Annotated in this window: 18 protein-coding genes; 6 read left to right on the top strand and 12 right to left on the bottom strand. The window is 63.9% G+C overall.

The genetic code is table 11. The features are described from left to right. Positions 1 to 147 precede the first annotated feature (147 nt). Positions 148 to 915 carry a hydroxyacylglutathione hydrolase gene (gene gloB / locus EB231_RS08265; RefSeq protein WP_172348380.1) on the top strand — a complete coding sequence of 256 codons (768 nt, stop codon included), beginning with the start codon at positions 148 to 150 and terminating at the stop codon, positions 913 to 915. Positions 916 to 937: 22 nt separating this feature from the next. Then, positions 938 to 1,378 carry a cupin domain-containing protein gene (locus EB231_RS08260; protein ID WP_172348379.1) on the top strand — a complete coding sequence of 147 codons (441 nt, stop codon included), beginning with the start codon at positions 938 to 940 and terminating at the stop codon, positions 1,376 to 1,378. Here the strand turns inward: EB231_RS08260 and EB231_RS08255 are convergent. Genes EB231_RS08255 through EB231_RS08245 form a run of 3 tightly spaced genes read right to left on the bottom strand, consistent with a single transcriptional unit; the run spans position 1,353 to position 3,770 of the window. Continuing rightward, entirely contained in the window at positions 1,353 to 2,027 is a 675-nt protein-coding gene (locus tag EB231_RS08255; RefSeq protein ID WP_172348378.1) for a lysoplasmalogenase, read from the bottom strand. The genes EB231_RS08260 and EB231_RS08255 overlap by 26 nt on opposite strands. Then, positions 2,024 to 2,938: an aromatic amino acid exporter YddG gene (gene yddG, locus EB231_RS08250; RefSeq protein ID WP_172348377.1), complete on the bottom strand. Its 915-nt coding sequence runs from the start codon at positions 2,936 to 2,938 to the stop codon at positions 2,024 to 2,026. The genes EB231_RS08255 and yddG overlap by 4 nt, the downstream gene beginning before the upstream one ends. A 43-nt stretch (positions 2,939 to 2,981) precedes the next feature. After that, positions 2,982 to 3,770: a DUF3108 domain-containing protein gene (locus EB231_RS08245; protein ID WP_172348376.1), complete on the bottom strand. Its 789-nt coding sequence runs from the start codon at positions 3,768 to 3,770 to the stop codon at positions 2,982 to 2,984. Positions 3,771 to 4,029: 259 nt separating this feature from the next. Here EB231_RS08245 and rpmB point away from each other — a divergent pair, with 259 nt between their 5' ends. The 3 genes from rpmB (at position 4,030) to EB231_RS08230 (ending at position 5,843) form a co-directional block, all read left to right on the top strand. Further along, on the top strand, positions 4,030 to 4,326 hold the full coding sequence (rpmB, locus tag EB231_RS08240; RefSeq protein ID WP_010911765.1) for a 50S ribosomal protein L28: 297 nt from the start codon (positions 4,030 to 4,032) through the stop codon (positions 4,324 to 4,326). A 154-nt stretch (positions 4,327 to 4,480) separates the two neighbouring features. Beyond that, entirely contained in the window at positions 4,481 to 5,161 is a 681-nt protein-coding gene (locus EB231_RS08235; protein ID WP_172348375.1) for a queuosine precursor transporter, read from the top strand. A gap of 4 nt (positions 5,162 to 5,165) precedes the next feature. Further along, positions 5,166 to 5,843: a spermidine synthase gene (locus tag EB231_RS08230; protein WP_172348374.1), complete on the top strand. Its 678-nt coding sequence runs from the start codon at positions 5,166 to 5,168 to the stop codon at positions 5,841 to 5,843. A gap of 121 nt (positions 5,844 to 5,964) precedes the next feature. Here EB231_RS08230 and EB231_RS08225 read toward each other — a convergent pair whose 3' ends face one another. The 4 genes from EB231_RS08225 to EB231_RS08210 form a co-directional block, all read right to left on the bottom strand. Continuing rightward, positions 5,965 to 6,990, bottom strand: coding sequence for an esterase-like activity of phytase family protein (locus tag EB231_RS08225; protein ID WP_172348373.1), 1,026 nt, complete (start codon positions 6,988 to 6,990; stop codon positions 5,965 to 5,967). Further along, on the bottom strand, positions 6,987 to 8,885 hold the full coding sequence (cobT, locus tag EB231_RS08220; RefSeq protein WP_172348372.1) for a cobaltochelatase subunit CobT: 1,899 nt from the start codon (positions 8,883 to 8,885) through the stop codon (positions 6,987 to 6,989). Before cobT ends, EB231_RS08225 begins: the two co-directional genes overlap by 4 nt. A gap of 61 nt (positions 8,886 to 8,946) precedes the next feature. Next, a complete protein-coding gene (cobS, locus tag EB231_RS08215) occupies positions 8,947 to 9,933 on the bottom strand; it encodes a cobaltochelatase subunit CobS (protein ID WP_172348371.1) in 987 nt (328 codons plus the stop codon). 123 nt (positions 9,934 to 10,056) lie between these two features. Further along, entirely contained in the window at positions 10,057 to 10,686 is a 630-nt protein-coding gene (locus EB231_RS08210; protein ID WP_019861454.1) for a J domain-containing protein, read from the bottom strand. A 182-nt stretch (positions 10,687 to 10,868) separates the two neighbouring features. On the opposite strand from EB231_RS08210, the gene EB231_RS08205 reads away from it, so the two are divergent. Then, positions 10,869 to 11,171, top strand: a complete 303-nt coding sequence (locus EB231_RS08205; protein ID WP_172348370.1) for a BolA family protein — start codon at positions 10,869 to 10,871, stop codon at positions 11,169 to 11,171. Positions 11,172 to 11,201: 30 nt separating this feature from the next. Here the strand turns inward: EB231_RS08205 and EB231_RS08200 are convergent, their stop codons facing one another. The 5 genes from EB231_RS08200 to EB231_RS08180 form a co-directional block, all read right to left on the bottom strand. Further along, positions 11,202 to 12,755, bottom strand: coding sequence for an acetolactate synthase large subunit (locus tag EB231_RS08200; protein ID WP_172348369.1), 1,554 nt, complete (start codon positions 12,753 to 12,755; stop codon positions 11,202 to 11,204). Positions 12,756 to 12,939: 184 nt separating this feature from the next. Beyond that, the gene (locus EB231_RS08195; protein WP_172348368.1) at positions 12,940 to 13,740 is read right to left on the bottom strand and encodes an alpha/beta hydrolase; all 801 of its coding nucleotides are present in this window, start codon (positions 13,738 to 13,740) and stop codon (positions 12,940 to 12,942) included. A 369-nt stretch (positions 13,741 to 14,109) separates the two neighbouring features. Next, positions 14,110 to 15,006, bottom strand: coding sequence for an HlyC/CorC family transporter (locus EB231_RS08190; protein WP_172348367.1), 897 nt, complete (start codon positions 15,004 to 15,006; stop codon positions 14,110 to 14,112). Between the two features lies 1 nt (position 15,007). After that, positions 15,008 to 16,144, bottom strand: coding sequence for a 3-dehydroquinate synthase (gene aroB, locus EB231_RS08185; protein WP_172348366.1), 1,137 nt, complete (start codon positions 16,142 to 16,144; stop codon positions 15,008 to 15,010). Then, positions 16,141 to 16,752: a shikimate kinase gene (locus tag EB231_RS08180; protein ID WP_172348365.1), complete on the bottom strand. Its 612-nt coding sequence runs from the start codon at positions 16,750 to 16,752 to the stop codon at positions 16,141 to 16,143. Before EB231_RS08180 ends, aroB begins: the two co-directional genes overlap by 4 nt. Positions 16,753 to 16,797: the final 45 nt, after the last annotated feature.

The following is a 16,797-nucleotide window of genomic DNA, read 5'->3' as shown; positions in this document are numbered from 1 at the left end:
GATATCGGCAGGTTTCAACAAAGGGTCCTGAGGGGGGCCGGCACATCCCCCGGATGACATTGGTCTTCCCGGGGATGACATTCGTCACCCCTAGATGACATCCGCCCTCTGGCGCCCTATGTCTGCGGCGACAAATGGAGAGACGCGATGGCGATCGAAATCGAACAGTTCATGTGCCGCACCGACAATTTCGGTGTGCTGGTGCATGACCCCAAGAGCGGTCAGACCGCGATCATCGACGCGCCCGAGGAGGCGCCGATCCTGGCCGCGATCAAGCGCACCGGCTGGACACCGACGATGATCCTGACCACGCATCATCATATGGATCACGTCGAGGCGAATCTGGCGCTGAAGGAGCGCTTCAAGCTGCGCATCGTCGGCCCGGAAGCGGAAAAGGCCAAGATTCCCGGCATTGACGAGACGGTCGAGGAAGGCTCCGTCCTCCATCTCGGCGATGAGCGCATCGAGGTGATCGCCACCCCCGGCCATACCGCCGGGCACGTCTCCTATCATCTGCCGGCATCGCAGGTGGCGTTCACCGCCGATACGCTGTTCGCGCTCGGCTGTGGACGGCTGTTCGAATGCAAACCGCCGGTGATGTATGATTCTCTGAAGAAACTGGCCGCGCTTCCCGCCGCGACGACAATCTATTGCGGCCACGAGTATACGCTCGCCAACGCCCGTTTCGCGCTGACCGTCGATCCCACCAACTCGGCCTTGAAGGAGCGCGCCGGCAGGATCGAGGCGCTGCGGAGCGACAACAAGCCGACACTGCCAACGACGATCGGCGAGGAATTGTCGACCAATCCCTTCCTGCGCTGGCACGATCCGGCGATCCGCAAGCATCTCGGCATGGAAAAGGCCGGGGATGCCGAGGTGTTCGCCGAGATCCGCAAGCGCAAGGACAATTTCTGAGCCTGGTGGTATCGTCGACCCCATGACGAGTTCCGCGGAAATCATCGCTTTGCTTGGTCTGAAGCCGCATCCGGAAGGCGGCTGGTACGCGGAGACATTTCGCGACGAAGCCGGCGGTGCGCGTGGCCATTCGACCGCGATCTACTTCCTTTTGGAACAGCACCAGCTTTCGGCATGGCATCGGGTCAGGGACGCCGCCGAGGTCTGGCATTTCCACGCCGGCGCGCCGCTGGCGCTGTCGATGTGGGAAGAAGGCGCAGCCGTGATCGAGCAGGTGCTGGGCATCGAACTCGCGGCGGGCGAACGGCCGCAGATCGTCGTGCCGGCAGGCTGGTGGCAATCGGCGCGCAGCCTGGGCGACTGGACGCTGGTCGGCTGCACCGTCGCGCCGGGGTTTGATTTCGCCGCCTTCGAACTGGCAGCGCCGGGCTGGCAGCCTAGCCCAGCAGGAAACCAAGCGTGATCGCGAGCTGGGCAGCGTAGTACAAGACCCAGACGGCGAAACGCATCCAGCCGCGATGTGGCGAGATGGCCGCGACCAGGAATTTCTCCGTGGCCAGCAGCCCGTCCGATGCCATGAACAGCACTGCGCCGCCGATGACCCAGGCATTGCTTGTCGTCAGTGCCGCCATGCCCATCGCCAGGATCGCCACGACATAACAGGTGATCGGAACACGCAGGCTAGGGCCGACGCGGCGCCAGAGCGCGGCCAGCATGACGATCACGAATACCGCCAATGCCAGGGCAATCGCCCCGCGCCAGGATTCTGCGCCAAGCAGCGCCAACCCGCCACCGCTACGCAGGAACAGCGCGATATAGACGATGTGGGCGACGAGAAAGCTGGCCAAACCGCCGAGAAACGCCTTGTCGCCGTCGCGCGACAGGAACGCGTCGCCAATGGCGCTCAGCGCAAGAGCGGCGACCAGCAGCAGTGGGCCACCTTGCAGCGCCGCCAGCACGGCAAGCATCGCGACGGCGAGCGTCTTTGCCGCCGAGCGGGCGAGCGTCGGCGCCATGCCTGACGAGAAGGCGTAGATCGCCGCCGCCACCAAAGAAAAGATCAGCGTTGCATTGGCGTTGGCATCGATGCCGCCGGCAAACGGCATCGTCATGCCCCGGCTCCGCTTTCGGATGCCCCGGCCTCGCCCTCAGCCGCGGCCGGCTTGCGCAGGAACAGCGACTTCGCCGCCAGGGCCGCACCGCCGGTGATCAGCACGCAGGCCGCGAGAATGCGCAGCGATGGCTCGGCGACGCCGGCCGCAATCAGCATCAGCGTCGACAGCAGCGGCGCCGCATAGCTCGCCGCGCCCAGCACCTGGATATTGCCGCGCTTGACGCCGATGTCCCAGGCATAGAAGGCAGCCCCCACCGGCATCAGGCCAAGGCCAAGCACCGCCAGCCACTGTCCGGCGCCGTCCGGCAGGTCCGTTTGCTCCAGCGCCAGATGGCAAACGAGCGACAGCACGGCGGTCGCCGCGCAGAACCAGGTGACGATGCTGGTCGGTACAGACGGAAAGCGCCGCGACAGGAGCGAATAGGACGACCACAGCAGGGCGCAGACGGCGGCCATCGCATAGCCGAAGGTATAGCGTGCATCGAAGGCCAGCCCGCCACCCTTGGTCACGATCAGCACCGTGCCGGCCAGGCCGAGCAGCGCGCCGACGACATGGTTCCACGCCAGTTTTTCACCCGGCATCAGCGCGGAGCCCAGCACGATCAGCAGCGGCCACAGATAGGCGATCAGGCTCGCCTCCACCGCCGGCGCGTTGCGCAAAGCGGTGAAATAGAAAAAGTGGTAGCCGAACAGGCCGGCAATACCGATGACCCAGACCTGGGGTGGTATCTTCTGGCTCCTGTCGGCCGCCGGAATCAGGAGACGCGCGACAAGACCGACCCCTGTACCGATCGAGAAGGTGATTGCCGACAAAAGGAACGGCGGCACCTTGCCGGATGCGTCGGTGAGCAGCGCCAAAAGCGCCCACATGGCGACCGCCGAAAAGCCGATCAGTGTTGCGCGCCCCATTTTTTCTCCCGTGGCGCGCCCTCCTCTGTTTCCGGTGGCGTGCCTATTGTACCGCTTCGAAACGCCCGGCGCTGATGGTCAAGGTGCCGATCTGCGTTCCGACCGTGGCGTGGATCGGCGCATATACTCCGGTTTGGCCGAGCGGCGCAAACGTCACCATCATGCGGCTTTTGTTCTTGAGATAGTTGAGCGCCTTACGTCCCTTGCGATAGCCGGCCACCGGCTCGAAACCCATCTGGCAGGTGACGGTGTCGCCCTTGTAGCCCGGGACCGAGATCGTGCCTTTCGAATCGTAGGTCAGCGTCAGGTCGGCGCGCATCTCGCCGTCATAGAACTTGACCTTGCGGCCGCAGACCTGGTCGAGGCTGTCGGCATGGATGACGGTCGCCGCCATTGGATCGAGCACCGCGGCCAAGTCGCCGGCACCGATCGGCACCCAGGCATTGGGGTCACGCTTGCCGGGCGCCGGGATGACCTGCGTCGAGGTCACGTTGCCATTGGTAAAGCGGATGTCGATCGCGGACGCCTTCTTGCCGGAGGTGTAATCGGCACGAAATGCCTGGGGCACCATTTTCTGGCCCGAAATCGTGCCCTTGGAAGAGATCGTACCCCGCGTGTCGTCGAACAGCTTGGCGAGACCGGCCGCCGTCACCGTACCGTCGATCGCGTAGGCGCCGTTCTCGTAATGGCTTGAGAAGGTCGATCTTGCGATCGAGAGGCCAAGGAACGAAACCGTATATTCTCCTTTGAAGGACTGCGGCGAGGCCGCGGACGCGGCCGACGGCAAGGCGATGGCAAGCACGGCAACAAGTGCGTGAGACAAACGAGGCATGGCGGGATCGGATCCTTGATTTTCGGCCGGAGGCGGGCAACTCCGGTCTGGCATGTCCCTATAAGACCGCTTATAGGGTGAAATCCGGCCTTAATATGAAATGCCGCGCGCTTCCGTGGCGAAGCCGGAGCTTGACGCCCCGGTGAAATGCAACTATGGAACGCCAACTTTTTCCATAAGGCCGCCTGACCAGAACCGCGCGCCACCCGGCGTGGGCACAAGGGTTTGACAGGTCCCGAGAGAACTGAAGGTTAGAATTATGTCCCGCACCTGCGAACTCACTGCCAAGGCAGTCCAGACCGGCAACAATGTGAGCCACGCCAACAACAAGACCAAGCGTCGCTTCCTGCCGAACCTCGTCAATGTGACGCTGATTTCGGAAGCACTGAACCAGAATGTGCGCCTGCGCATCTCGGCCAATGCGCTGCGTTCGGTCGAACATCGCGGCGGTCTCGACGCTTTCCTGGCCAAGGCCGACGTCAAGGAACTGTCGCAGCGCGCGCGCCTGCTGAAGAAGCAGATCGCCAAGAAGCTGGCCGAACAGGTCGCTGCCTAACATCGGATAAAGGCGGGGGACCGCCCGGGCCAACCTCTTGTTGGCTTGGAGCATCGGATGGATCCGCAAGGTTCGACAATCCGATGCTCGACTACGAAGCGAGCACCGCCCGATGGGCAGATGCTCCGCTGGTTCCATTACCCAGGATAAAAAAATGACATCCTTCTCGCGATATTTGCCCTTCGTGGCCGCCATGGCGCTTGTCGTCGTGGCGTCGAACATCCTCGTGCAGTTCCCGATGCAGGGCCAGATCGGCGGCCTGTCGCTGGCGGACCTGCTTACCTGGGGCGCTTTCACCTATCCCTTCTCGTTCCTCGTCACCGACCTCGCCAACCGCCGCTACGGGCCTGCCGTGGCGCGCCGGATCGTCTTTGTCGGCTTCATGACAGCGGTGGTCTGCTCGATCCTCGTCCCGCCCTTCCTGTTCCGCCATGGCCTGATCGAATTCGAGACCGCCGCTGACCGGCTGGCGCGCATCGCCGCCGCTTCAGGCGCGGCATTCCTGTCCGCGCAATTGCTTGACGTGACCGTGTTCAACCGGCTGCGCAGGCAGAGCTGGTGGCGGGCGCCGATCGTCGGCACGCTGGTCGGATCGGTGTTCGACACGATGGTCTTCTTCACCGTCGCATTCTCGGCCGCCTTCGCCTTTGCTGGCCCCAATGATAGCTTTGCGCTCGAAACGGCGCCCCTGATGGGCGTCTTCCACATCGAGGCCATGCGCTGGGTTTCCTGGGCGCTGGGCGATCTCTCGGTGAAATTGATCATTGCCGTGGTCGCGCTCATCCCCTACCGGCTGCTCGCTGCTCGATGGAGCCAGCCGGCAGTCGCGGCCTAGACCCGTGATACCCTGGGTCCAGCTCGATTCGGCAAAGACCGGGGACGGTGTCCAAGAACTTCGCCTCAAGCGGCGCGGCAGCGAATTCTCGATCATGCTAGGCACCAACGAGTTGATGAACAGCCGCCTCAGCGGCTCCGAGCAAGCGCTGGCGAAACTGTCCTGCCAAAAGATTGCGGGCCATCGGCAGCCGAGGATCCTCATAGGCGGCCTTGGCATGGGTTTCACGCTGCGCGCTGCTCTTGCCGAACTCGGCAAGGATGCCAGCATCGTTGTCGCCGAACTGGTGCCGGCGGTCGTCGCCTGGGCACGTGGCCCGATGGCGGAAGTTTTCGGCGATTGCCTCGACGATCCCCGCGTCGCCATAGAGGAGACCGATGTCGGGCAGCTGATACGCTTCGAGCCCGCAGCCTGGGACGCCATCCTGCTCGATGTCGACAATGGCCCCGAAGGCATCGTTCACAAGGGCAATGACGCCCTCTACAGCCTGGCGGGCCTTGGCGCCGCGCGCAGTGCTCTCAAACCCGGCGGCGTATTGGCAGTGTGGTCGCAGGGGCCGGATACAGGTTTCACGCGGCGGCTCAAGCAGGCGGGTTTCGCTGTCGAGGAGGTCAACACGCGCGCCAACGGCAAGCGTGGCGCGCGCCATGTCATCTGGATCGCCACCAACGGCTCGTGGTGAACAGTCGACCCCCACTCCGTCGAGCTTCGCCGCGAAGCAGCGACGGAGTGGGGGAAGGATCAGACCAAATCGAACCCGCCGTCGAAAACCCTCAACTCAGCTTCGCAGTTGGAGCTGCGGCTCAATCCTGGTGGAGAATAAATTCCAGGTAGAGGTTGCGCTGCAGGATCGAGTGGTTGTCATCGGAGATCAGCGACACCATCAGCGCGCCGTCATAGCGGGTCCAGACGTCGAGACCTTCCATATTGTCGATCTGGTAGCCCATGTCGGCTTCCAGCAGCACCGGCCCGTCGGCGACAGCGCCCTTTGCGACGCTCTCGCCATAGATGCGCCGCAGGCGCATCTTGAGGCCACCCGCCATAGAAAAGCTGCGCTCCAGCAGCAAGAGGTCGCCGTCCGGCAGGAAGGCGCCATCTGTGATGTCGAAATCGCCGTTGCGCTTGACGGTGAAGACGCCCTTGTGCGGCCCTTCGATGATGGCGGCATAGATATTGCCAGCCTTGTCCAGGCTCTTTTCCGAGACCACGACCAGACCGCCCTCGTGCTGGCCATTGGCATTGGCATGGGTGACCGTCTCGAAGCCGCGGTTCTGGCGCAGCTCTCGCGCCGGTACCAGGAAATCGAGTTGCCGGTATGGCGCCTTCATATTGGTCGGGTCGATCCTGAACTGGGAGACGCGGTGGTTGCGCTCGAAACCGACCGTGGCGATGCCATCCTTGACCGCAAGGCCCTCGGCGTCGACTTCCCATTTCTCGTCGATCGGCTGCCCGCTCTGGTCGACCATCTGCTGCATGCGGAAGTTCTGGATGGCCACGGGTCGCCCGTCGGCATCACGGGCCACCGTCCCGAAGAACCAGTAGCCGGTGTCGGCCACGCCGATGAAATCGCTCCCTCCTTTCAGAAACCGAAAGGCAGACAGCGCACCGAAATCGCGCGATGGCGAGGTCATTTCCAGCCCGCCCACGAATTCCAGCGGACCGAACTGTTTCTCGTCATGTCCGATCTTGAATTGGCTTATCGGTCTCGCCGAAACCTCGGCCGGCTCGACCGAAGCCGGCCCGGCCGCAATCGCTGGCGAAAGCACCACGCCGGAGAGTGCGCAAGCGGCAAGAACCGTTTGCCGAAACCCGCCCCGCGAAAGGATCATCCGGCGCGCCGCATGCCGCCGCGCCGCGTGTCGCGTACGCTTTCTTCGGCAAACAGCGAGGCCAGTTGCTCGGTCATGGCGCCGGCCAGTTCCTCCGCATCGACGATGGTGACGGCGCGGCGGTAATAGCGCGTGACGTCATGGCCGATGCCGATGGCAAGCAATTCCACCGGCGAGCGCGTCTCGATCAGCTCGATGACGGCGCGCAGGTGCCGCTCAAGGTAATTGCCCGGATTGACCGACAGTGTCGAATCGTCGACCGGCGCGCCGTCCGAAATCATCATCAGGATCTTGCGCTGCTCCGGCCGGGCGATCAGGCGATTGTGAGCCCACAGCAGCGCCTCGCCGTCGATGTTTTCCTTGAGCAGGCCTTCGCGCATCATCAGGCCGAGATTGCGCCGGGCTCGGCGCCACGGATGGTCGGCGGATTTGTAGATGATGTGGCGTAGATCGTTGAGGCGGCCGGGGTTCGGCGGCTTGCCGTCCTTCAGCCATTTCTCGCGCGCTTGCCCGCCTTTCCAGGCCCGCGTGGTGAAGCCGAGGATCTCGACCGAGACGCCGCAGCGCTCCAGCGTGCGCGCCAGAATGTCGGCGCAGGTGGCGGCGACCGTGATCGGCCGGCCGCGCATCGAGCCCGAATTGTCGAGCACCAGCGTCACCACCGTGTCGCGGAATTTGGTGTCGCGTTCCTGCTTGAAGGACAGCGGCTGCATCGGGTCGATGACGACGCGTACCAGCCGCGCCGGATCGAGGTAGCCTTCTTCCAGGTCGAAATCCCAAGACCGGTTCTGCTGCGCCATCAGGCGGCGCTGCAGCCGGTTGGCGAGCCGCCCGACGACACCGGACAGATTGGCAAGCTGCTTGTCGAGGAAGGCGCGCAGCCGGTCGAGCTCTTCTTCTTCGCAAAGCTCCTCGGCGCCGACCGTCTCGTCGAAGGCAGTGGTGTAGACCTTGTAGTCGATTTCCTTCGGCAGATTGGCGAACGGGTTGTCGTTGCGGCGCGCCTCGCCGGGCGTCTCGGCATCGGCATCGTCATCGTCGGACAGATCGTCGGCGGTGGCGTCGGAGGCTTCGGTTTCCGACGACTGCTCGTCATCGGCCGAAGCCTCGGCATCCTCGGACTGCGACTGCTCAGAGCCGGAATCCTCTTCGCCGCCTTCCTCGCTTTGCTCCTCGCCTTGCGGCTGGTTGTCGTCATTGTCCTCGGAATCTTCCGTCTCCTGGTCGTCGCCGAGTTCCTCGGCCATTTCCATGGAGGCGAGCATTTCGCGCACGACGCGGGCGAAGGCCTGCTGGTCGTCGAGCTTGGCCGACAGCCCGTCGAGGTCGGCCTTGGCCTTCTCCTCGACCCAGGGCCGCCAGAGTTCGACCAGCCGCTCGCCGCTCTTCGGGACCGGCCGGCCGGTCAGCTTCTCGCGCACCATCAGCGCCAGCGCTTCCTCGATCGGCGCGTCGGCCTTGTCCTTGACGTCGACAAGGTTGGCCTTGGCGTATTTATCCTCCAGCATCGAGCCGATATTGTCGGCGACGCCCTGCATGGCGCGGCTGCCGATCGCCTCGACGCGGGCCTGCTCGACCGCGTCATAGATGGCGCGGGCGGCCTTGCCTTCCGGCGCCAGCTTGGTGTGGATGCGCGCATCGTGGCAGGCGCGCTTCAGCGCCATGGAATCGCCAAGGCCGCGGGTGATGGCGATGTCGGTCTTCGACGCCTTCTTTGGCAGTTCGGGCAAGCGGGCGCGGCTGCCGGCGAGTGCCGGCCTATCCTTGGCGAAAGCGACTTCCAGGTCCTTGTCGCCGGCGATGGCACGCATGCAGACGGTGACTGCGCGCTTGAAGCTGTCGGCTTCAGAACCCGTCTTCGACTTGTTGCGCGTGTTGTCGCCCGGACCCGCCATCGATTATTCCCTGGAGCACGATGTTGCCGGATAAGTCATATGACCTTCCGGCATCGCGCTCTTAGCCCAGCACCACGTTGGCGGCGCTCTCGGGCAGATCCTCGCCGAAGGCGCGCTGGTAGAATTCGGCCACCACCGAGCGCTCGAGTTCGTCGCACTTGTTGAGGAAGGTCAGCCGGAACGCCATGCCGATATTGCCGAAAATCTCGGCGTTCTCGGCCCAGGTGATGACCGTACGCGGGCTCATCACGGTCGACAGATCGCCATTGATGAAGGCCGAGCGCGTCATGTCGGCAACGCGCACCATCTTGTTGACGATGTCCTTGCCCTTGTTGTCGCGATAGTGCTTGGCCTTGGCCAGAACGATGGCGACTTCATTGTCGTGCGGCAGATAGTTCAGCGTGGTGACGATCGACCAGCGATCCATCTGCGCCTGGTTGATCTGCTGGGTGCCGTGATAGAGGCCGGTGGTGTCGCCGAGCCCGACCGTGTTGGCGGTCGAAAACAACCGGAACGCCGGATGCGGACGGATGACCCGGCTCTGGTCGAGCAGCGTCAGCCGGCCCGAGGATTCCAGCACGCGCTGGATGACGAACATCACGTCCGGGCGGCCTGCGTCATATTCGTCGAAGCAGAGCGCGACATTGTGCTGGTAGGCCCAGGGCAGGATGCCGTCGCGGAATTCGGTGACCTGCAGCCCGTCCTTGACGACGATCGCGTCCTTGCCGACGAGATCGATACGGCTGACATGGCTGTCGAGGTTGACGCGCACGCAGGGCCAGTTGAGGCGGGCCGCGACCTGTTCGATATGGGTCGACTTGCCGGTGCCGTGATAGCCCGACACCATGACGCGGCGGTTGTAGGCAAAGCCGGCAAGGATCGCCAGCGTCGTCGCCTTGTCGAACAGATAGTCCGGATCGATATCAGGAACATGTTCCGATGTCACCGAGTAGGCCGGCACCACCATCTTGGAGTCGAAGCCGAATTTCTCCTTAACCGACACCGTCGTGTCGGGCAGGTTGGCGATGTCGCGATCGACCTTGTTCATATCTCTCAACGTCTCCACGGGCGAAACGTCCCGTTTCGCCGGCAATCGATTTTGTTCGGGGGCGGTCTTAAAGCCTTTTCCAACCTTATGAAAGTTGGAAAACGACACAAACCATAGGGTCGCTCAGCACAGGCCCGCCTGTTTGAGCACGCGATAGGCCTGCAGCACATCGCGGAACCGGTCTTCCGAACCTCTATCGCCACCATTCGCATCCGGATGGTGACGCTTCACCAGTTCCTTATAGCGCGCCTTGATATCCTTGCCAGTCGCCTTTGTATCAAGGCCAAGCGTTTCCAGCGCCTTGGCCTCAAGCGGCTTGGCCTTGCGCTCGCGCGCCTCGCGCGGATCCTTCGGTCCCTTGAACAGGTCGAACGGGTCGCGCATGCGGTTGTAGTAGCCGGCGCGGCCGGAGCGCATCTGCGCCATATCGGGCGACGAACGCGTCGAGGCGCCGTTGACGCCCATCTTCCAGGTCGGCCGGTGGCCGGTCATCGCTTCCTTCTGGAAGCGCGCCACCTCGGTATCCGGCACGCCGGAGAAATAGTTGAAACCCTTATTGTACTCGCGCACATGGTCGAAGCAGAAGCGGAAATACTCGCCCTCCTTCATGCGCCCCACCGGGGCGCGATGGGTGCCCGGCTCCTTGCAGCCGTCCCACTGGCAGATCGGCGAGTGCGACTTCAGCTCCGCGTCCTTCTCCGGGCGGATGCGAATCTTCTCGAAATATTTGGGGTACGGCTTCATCTCACCCATTTATGGGGCGTTCGCAGATGCGAAACAAGAATTGACATTTTCGCGATCATCGCCCTAACCGCTGAATCGCGGCATAAAGCAGGCGAATGGCGGATTTTGTTGCGAAACAGCAGGCCCCTTGTGAAACCGGCTTCCGGTTTTCACGCTGGTACGCCAACCATATGTGGTGAACGGAGACGGCGATGTCCATACAGGCGACCATGGAAGACAAGCTCAACAGGGCATTTTCGCCCGACCGGCTGGTCATCATCAACGAAAGCCATCTCCACGCGGGCCACCACCACCACGGCTCCGACCATCATGGCACCTATGACGGCACCGGCGAGACGCATTTTCGCGTCCGCGTCGTCTCAGCCGCCTTTGCCGGCATGAGCCGCATCGACCGCCACCGCGCCGTCAATGAACTGCTGGCCGACGAACTGAAAGCCGGCGTGCACGCGCTGGCGATCGAACCGGCGGCCCCTGGCGAAAAGACGCGCTGGTAGGTCAGCCCCGCTCGCCCGTTGGTTGGACGGTCAGATCACCGCTTCGATCAGGAACGGGCCGCGCCGCGACAGGGCGCTGTCCAGAAGCGCATCGAACCGCTCGCAGGTGTCGGCGCGCGCCGCCTCTACCCCCATGCCCTTGGCCAGCGACACCCAGTCCAGCGCGGGATGGTCGAGGTCGAGCATGCGCCTGGCGTTCTCGCCGATCGCATTGACGCCGACATTCTTCATCTCGCCATGCAGGATCGCGTAGGTGCGGTTGGAAAAGACGATCGTCACCACGTCGAGATTTTCCCGCGCCTGCGTCCACAGCCCCTGTACCGTGTACATGCCGCTGCCATCAGCCTCCAGATTGATCACCTTGCGGTCGGGACAGGCGATCGCAGCTCCCGTGGCCATCGGAATGCCGCCGCCGATCGATCCGCCGGTGCCCATCATGTAGTCGTGCGGAGCGGCAAAGGCCGACAGCGCGAAGAAACGCCGCGCCGAGGTGACCGCTTCGTCGCAAATGATTGCCTCCGCCGGAAGCTTGCGCGCCACCGATAGCGCGATGGCGTCTTCCGTAAGCTGGCCGCGCGGCGCTGCCTCGTCGGGAAAGGCGGTTGCGAAGTCAGTCCATTGCGATGGTTTGACGCCGAGTTCGTCGCGAAGCGCTTCCAGCGCCGCAAACAGATCCTGCCCATGGGCCGCGAGCGTCAAAACCCGACAATCGTCACGCACAAGCCGGCCCGGTTTCCCTGGATAGGCGAAGAAGGCGACCGGCTCCTTGCCGCCGACCAGCACCAAAACGTCGATGTCACTCAGCAACGCCGTCGCCGCGTCGATTGGATAGGGGATGCGGGTCGGCGCGACACGCCCACGCCCGCGCTGCATCCGTGCGACCAGCACCTCGCTGAACAGGCGCACATCGCAAGCCGTCGAGATCTGGCCGGCGAGCTCCAGCGCATCGGTCCGCGCCGCCCGGCCACGAACGATCATGCCGACGCGCCCCGGAGCCGAACGGATCGCCGCGGCGGTCTCGCCGACGACGTCCTTGTCAACGGCCGGCGGCGGTGAAAGGACGACCTTGCCCGGTGAGGCCAGAGCAGCATCGCCCCAGGCCGCATCCGCCGGCAGGATCAGCGTCGTGACGCCCGGCGGGGTGAGCGAGGCGTGAAAAGCCGCCTCCGTGGCCGATTGGACATCGGCTGGTCCCGTGATGCGACGAACCCAGTTGGACATCGGCGCCGCCAAGCCTTCGATGTCGCTGGTCAGCGGCGCGTCGAGCGGCAGGTGGTAGGAGGCATGGTCGCCGACGATATTGATCATCGGGCTGAACGCACGGCGCGCATTGTGCATGTTGGCCAGCCCATTGGCCAGGCCCGGACCTGTGTGCAGCAAAGTCGCGGCCGGACGGTCGGCCATGCGCGCATAGCCGTCGGCCGCCCCCGTCACGACGCCCTCGAACAGGCCAAGCACGCAACGCATTTCCGGCTTGCGGTCGAGCGCGGCAACGAAATGCATCTCGGAGGTGCCGGGATTGGCGAAGCAGACCGTCACATCATTGGCCAGCAGCACGTCGCACAGCACATCGGCACCATTCATGCGATTTTTCTCCCATTCGCGGTCAGGAGCAATTCCGGGAAAGGCGCGTAGCGCTTTCCCTGGAGAATTGCGTCAAGACAGACAGATGGAGCAATTGCACCCGCGGATGTCCACGCGGCAATATCCCGCCGCCGCTTTTGGCATGATCCAGTTGCCGGAGTGGCCGAGCGGAAGTCGCCGGCTATCAGCGGGCCGCGGATTTGAGGAATGCCAAGGCGGCAGCGGTCAGCGCATCACCATCTTTGCCGAAATCGCGATTGATCGACATATGCGTATAGGCACTGCCGTCGAACAGCGTCACCGCAGTACCCGTGGCGCGCAGGCGATCGGCAAAGGCTTTGGACTCCTCGCCACGGCCCTCGGCGCGCGAATAGGCGATGAAGGTCGGCGGATGCTTGCGGCCGGCGACATAGCTGGCCGGCGACAGTGCCGCCCATTGCGAGCGATCGGAAAACACCCGGGCATAGGCCCGCACCATGCCGCCATTTTTCTCAAGCGCCGGCAAGTCATAGGCCCTGGTATCGTCAAGGAGCAGGCCGGCGACGCCGGGCAATCCACCGCGCATGCCGGTCAGCGCGATCAGGTGGCAGCCGGCCGAATGGCCCATGCCGACAATGCGCTTGGGGTCGCCGCCATGCCCGGCGATGTTGGCCCTGACATAGGCATAGGCCTTCTCGACATCATTGGCCTGGGTGGCGACATCGGCCTCAGGCAGCATGCGGTAGTCGATCGAAACGAAGCAGAAGCCGTTGGCGAGCAGGAATGCCGGCTTGGCGCCCACCTGGCTGCGTTTGCCGAACTCCCAGGCGCCGCCATGGACGAAAAAGACGACAGGCAGTCCTTTCGCGCCGTCCGGTGCGTAGATATCGAGCTTGGCCGGGCCGTAGTCGAAGGTTTTGGGAGATGGCGACGACTGGCGTGCAAATGTCGTGGCCGGCAGAAAAGCCGCCATCGAAGCCAGAAGCAGAGTTCGCCGATCGATCATCATTTTCTCCTGGCTGCCCCGCGCAAAATGCACCGGGACGCCACGAAGTTCCAATGAAGGATTGGTAACGTGGTCCTCGGCTTGGCGGGTCGGACGTGCTTGTCTTGACGGACCACATGCCTTGGAGATTGGCGAAAACGCCCATCACGTCGTCATCCTATGGCGAAGCAAGGAGCGAAGCGAAGCGGCGCAGACCATAGGATCCATGCCGCGACTTCAATGCGTTGCAGTGGCCCAGAATTCTGCTCCGCCGCATCCTTCGGCCGGGGTCGCGGCATGGATCCTCGGGTCTCCGCGACGCCGCTTCGCGGCTGCTCCGCCCGTGGATGACGAAGTTGGGGCTGCGCCAATCCCGAACGTCTACGGTTTCTAAGCGTCGCCGGCCGGCCTGATCCTCAACCGGGCGATCCGGTTCTTGTCGCGCTTCATGACGATGAAGCGCTTGCCGTGGAAGGTGAAGGCCTGCTTCTCCTCTGGTATCGACTGTGTCTCATGGATGACGAGGCCGGCGATGGTGGTCGCCTCCTCGTCCGGCAGATTCCAGTCGAGCGCCCGGTTCAGGTCGCGGATCGGCACCGTGCCGTCGACGACAACGGAGCCGTCCGCCTCCTGCTTGACGCCCTGTATGTCGACATCGTGCTCGTCGGCGATTTCGCCGACAATCTCCTCGATGATGTCCTCCAGGGTCACCAGCCCCTCGACCTCGCCATATTCGTCGACGACGATGGCAAAATGCGCCTTGCGGCGCAGGAAGGCGTTGAGCTGTTCCTGCAGGGTCGTGGTGTCGGGCACGAACCAGGGTTTCGAGGCGATCTTCATCACGTCGATCCTGGAAAAATCATTGCCGACTTCGTTCAGCGCACGCAGCAGATCCTTGGCGTGCAGCACGCCGACGATATTGTCGAGCGAGCCCTTCCACAACGGCATGCGCGTGTGCGGGCTCTGCAGGATCTCGCGCACCACCGCTTCCGGCGCGTTGTCGGCATTCACCGATCGCATGTTGGTGCGGTGCACCATGATATCGGAGACTTCGAGCTCTTCGAGATCGAACAGGCCGCCGACGCGGTCGCGGTCCTCGCGCACCACCTGGCCGTCGCGGCGGAAATCGTCCACCGCGCCACGCAATTCGTCCTGGCTCGACCGCTGCGGCTCGATTCGCGACAGCTCATAGCCGAACATGGCGAGAAGACGCGTGCGCACGGCAACGACCAGCAGGATGACGATGCCAAGGACGGCGACGACGATCCAGCCCGTCTCGTTGTCCATCTCAGCCGGCTTTCCGGCTGGTGGGATGGTTTTCCCTCAGGAAGGACAACACTTCCGAAGCAGGCACGTCCTTGGCGATGAAGGCCTGGCCGACGCCGCGCGTCAGGATGAAGGTCAGCGCGCCGCGCGATACCTTCTTGTCCTGGCTGATGAAGGAAAGCAGCGCCTCGGCATCGGGCAAGTCACCTGGAATATCGGACATCCGCCACGGCAGGCCGACGGCGCGCAGATGCGTCTCGACGCGCACCGCGTCGTCGGGACTCGCCAGATTGAGCCGCGAGGAGAACCGATGCGCCAGCGCCATGCCGATGGCGACCCCCTCGCCATGGACGAGGCGGGCTCCGTCATATTGCGTGGCGGCTTCGAGCGCGTGACCGAACGTGTGCCCGAGATTGAGCAGCGCGCGGTCGCCGGTCTCGAACTCATCGCGCGCGACGACATCGGCCTTGGCCCGGCAGGCCTCGGCAATCGCCTGTGCCCTCGGCGGCCCTCCGGCGAAAACTTGTCTCCAGTTCACTTCCAGCCAGGCGAAGAATTCCGGCCGGTCGATCAGACCGTATTTGGCGAGTTCGGCATAGCCGGCGCGGAATTCGCGGATTGGCAGCGTGTCGAGCACTTCGGTGTCGGCCAGCACCAGCTTGGGCTGCAGGAATACGCCGACGAGGTTCTTGCCGCGCGGGCTGTTGATGCCGGTCTTGCCGCCGACGGAGGAATCGACCTGCGCCAGCAGCGAGGTCGGGATCTGCACGAAATTCATGCCGCGCCGCACGATGCCGGCGGCAAAACCGGTGAGATCGCCGATCACGCCGCCGCCAAGCGCGATGACGACGTCGCCGCGCTCCAGCCTGGCTGCCAGGACGCCATCGACCACCTCTTCGAGATGGGCAAAGCTCTTGGTTTTCTCACCCGGTGGCATTGTGATGACTGTGGGCTGGATGCCGCCCTTCTCAAGCCCGGCCTTCAGCGTATCGAGATGCGCGGCGGCGACATTCTCGTCGGTGACGACAGCGGCGCGCGTGCCCGGCAGCCGGCGAGAAATCTCCTCACCGGCGCGCGACAGAAGGCCGGAACCGATCAATATGTCGTAGGCCCGGTCGCCAAGCCCGACTTCGACGGTGACGGGTTGATCCGCGCTCACGATTCGACCTCGCCCGTCGCTGCGATTTCATCGATGCCGAAATGCCGGCACAGTGCGTTCAGCACCTCGGCGGCGATGATCTCCTTGCGGTCGTCGCGGGTCGGCACGGTGACATCAGCGGTCGCATAAACCGGATAGCGCTCTCCCATCAGCCGTTCCAGCACGGCGCGGGGATCGGCGCTCTTCAGCAGCGGCCGGTTCTGCTTCTTGGAGACCCGTTCCATCAGAAGGTCGAGTTCGGCCTTCAGCCACACCGACACGCCATGGGCCGCGATGGCCTCGCGCGTCTGCGCGTTCATGAAGGCGCCACCGCCGGTCGACAGAACCTGCGGGCCATTTTCCAGCACGCGCAGGATGACACGCTGCTCCAGCGCCCTGAACTCGGTCTCGCCGTAGCGCTCGAACAGCTCCGGCACCGTCATGCGCGAAACGCTTTCAATCTCCTGGTCGCTATCGATGAAGGGCAGCGAAAGCATGGTCGACACCTTGCGGCCGATCGCCGTCTTGCCGGCGCCCATCAGGCCGACAAAGACAATGGACCTGCCGCCCAGCCGGCCAAGCAGCGCGGCGTGGGTCTCGCCTGGAGGATTTGCCTGGTGCGCGTTCATCAGCTGTTTCTTGGGCCCTCTTTGCCGGCGTATCGACATGAAAAG

This window comes from Mesorhizobium sp. NZP2298 (genome assembly GCF_013170825.1).
Classification (GTDB): Bacteria; Pseudomonadota; Alphaproteobacteria; order Rhizobiales; family Rhizobiaceae; genus Mesorhizobium.
The sequence above is the reverse complement of the archived record's forward strand: the minus strand, read 5'-3'. Positions and strand labels throughout refer to the sequence as shown.